Raw genomic sequence first — 1,557 nt, 5'->3', positions numbered from 1 at the left:
CGGTCGGCGGGGCCCGGAGTGACGGCGGTCATGCCGTCAGTGCAGCACCGGCGCGTGAACCACCGGTGAACCGACCCGGCCGGGTCGGCGCGCCGAGCGACTCGATCGCTACTCGGCGGAGGCGGGGGACGGCGCGGGGCGCCCGTGTTCACGCTCGAAGCGTGCGCGTTCCTCCGCCTCGACCTTGGCGTAGGCGGCTCGTTCCGTGCGGTCCGCCCGCATGATGGCGCGCATGACGAACCAGAAGATGAGGCCGACGATGACGGTCGGCGTCAGGGCGAAGATGATCCCGGTCACGACTCCATGCGGCACGGCAGCATCCTAACGCCCCTCCCCGTGGAGCACGGTGTCCCCGGTGGGGCCGTGGTCCGTCGGACGGCGCGGGCACGCGGCTGCGTCGTCCGACGGATGCCGTCGATCAGGCAGCCGGGATGAGTCCGTTCGGGTTGAGGACGTACTTCGTCGCCGCGCCCTGGTCGAACTCCGCGTAGCCGCGCGGGGCGTCCTCGAGACCGATCGCCTTCGCGTTCACGTTCTTCGCGATGCTCGTGCGGTCGTGGAGGATCGCCATCATCAGCTGCCGGTTGTACTTCATGACCGGGCACTGCCCCGTCGTGAACGACAGCGACTTCGCCCAGCCGGTCCCGAGGCTCAGCGACAGGGCGCCCTTCTGCGCCGCCTCGTCGATGCCGCCCGGGTCCCCCGTGACGTAGAGCCCGGGGATGCCGAGGGCGCCGCCCGCCGCCGTGATGTCCATCAGGGAGTTGAGCACGGTTGCCGGGGCCTCGTGGTCCGATCCGGCGCCGTGGCCCTTCGCCTCGAAGCCGACCGCGTCGATGCCGCAGTCCACCAGGGGTTCGCCGAGGATCTGGTCGATCTGGTCCGCAGGGTCGCCCTTGGTGAGGTCGACGGTCTCACAGCCGAACGTCCGGGCCTGGGCCAGTCGGTCGGCGTTCATGTCCCCGACGATCACGACGCTCGCGCCGAGCAGGAGGGCACCGGTGGCCGCGGCGAGGCCGACCGGGCCGGCGCCGGCGACGTACACGGTGGAGCCGACCTCGACCCCGGCGGTCACTGCGCCGTGGAACCCGGTCGGGAAGATGTCGGACAGCATCGCGAGGTCGAGGATCTTCTCCAGCGCCTGGTCGCGGTCCGGGAACTTCAGCAGGTTCCAGTCGGCGTAGGGCACGAGGACGTACTCGGCCTGGCCGCCGACCCAGCCGCCCATGTCGACGTAGCCGTAGGCGCTCCCGGGCCGGTCGGGGTTGACGTTCAGGCAGATGCCGGTCTTGCGCTCCTTGCAGTTCCGGCAGCGCCCGCAGGCGATGTTGAGGCCCCACGGACGGGTCACCGCCGGCAACGCGGCCGGCCTGAACGACGGCGCCACCATGAGCCTGCTCGCGTCCGAGGACGGCGCGAAGCAGCACGGCCTGTCGACGAAGATGCGCATGGTCTCGTTCGCGTTCGCGGGCGTCGAGCCCGAGGTGATGGGCGTCGGAACGGTGTCTGCCACGGACAAGGCGCTGCGCAAGGCGGCCTGACGATCGACGACATCGG

General features: G+C 71.0%; 1 protein-coding gene and 2 pseudogenes. 1 reads left to right on the top strand and 2 read right to left on the bottom strand.

Annotated elements, in window-relative coordinates:
- Nucleotides 1-108: 108 nt before the first annotated feature.
- Both I59_RS07400 and I59_RS19465 read right to left on the bottom strand, forming a co-directional pair.
- Nucleotides 109-312 carry a hypothetical protein gene (locus I59_RS07400; RefSeq protein ID WP_031273270.1) on the bottom strand — a complete coding sequence of 68 codons (204 nt, stop codon included), beginning with the start codon at nucleotides 310-312 and terminating at the stop codon, nucleotides 109-111.
- A 106-nt stretch (nucleotides 313-418) separates the two neighbouring features.
- A pseudogene (locus tag I59_RS19465) lies at nucleotides 419-1,330 on the bottom strand (formaldehyde dehydrogenase, glutathione-independent); the annotation flags it as partial.
- A 1-nt stretch (nucleotide 1,331) separates the two neighbouring features.
- Here I59_RS19465 and I59_RS21355 point away from each other — a divergent pair.
- Nucleotides 1,332-1,557: pseudogene (locus I59_RS21355) on the top strand (acetyl-CoA C-acyltransferase); the annotation flags it as partial.

The sequence above is a fragment of the Curtobacterium sp. B8 genome, assembly GCF_000333315.1.
GTDB lineage: Bacteria > Actinomycetota > Actinomycetes > Actinomycetales > Microbacteriaceae > Curtobacterium > Curtobacterium luteum.
This window is presented reverse-complemented; position numbering and strand designations above follow the sequence as displayed.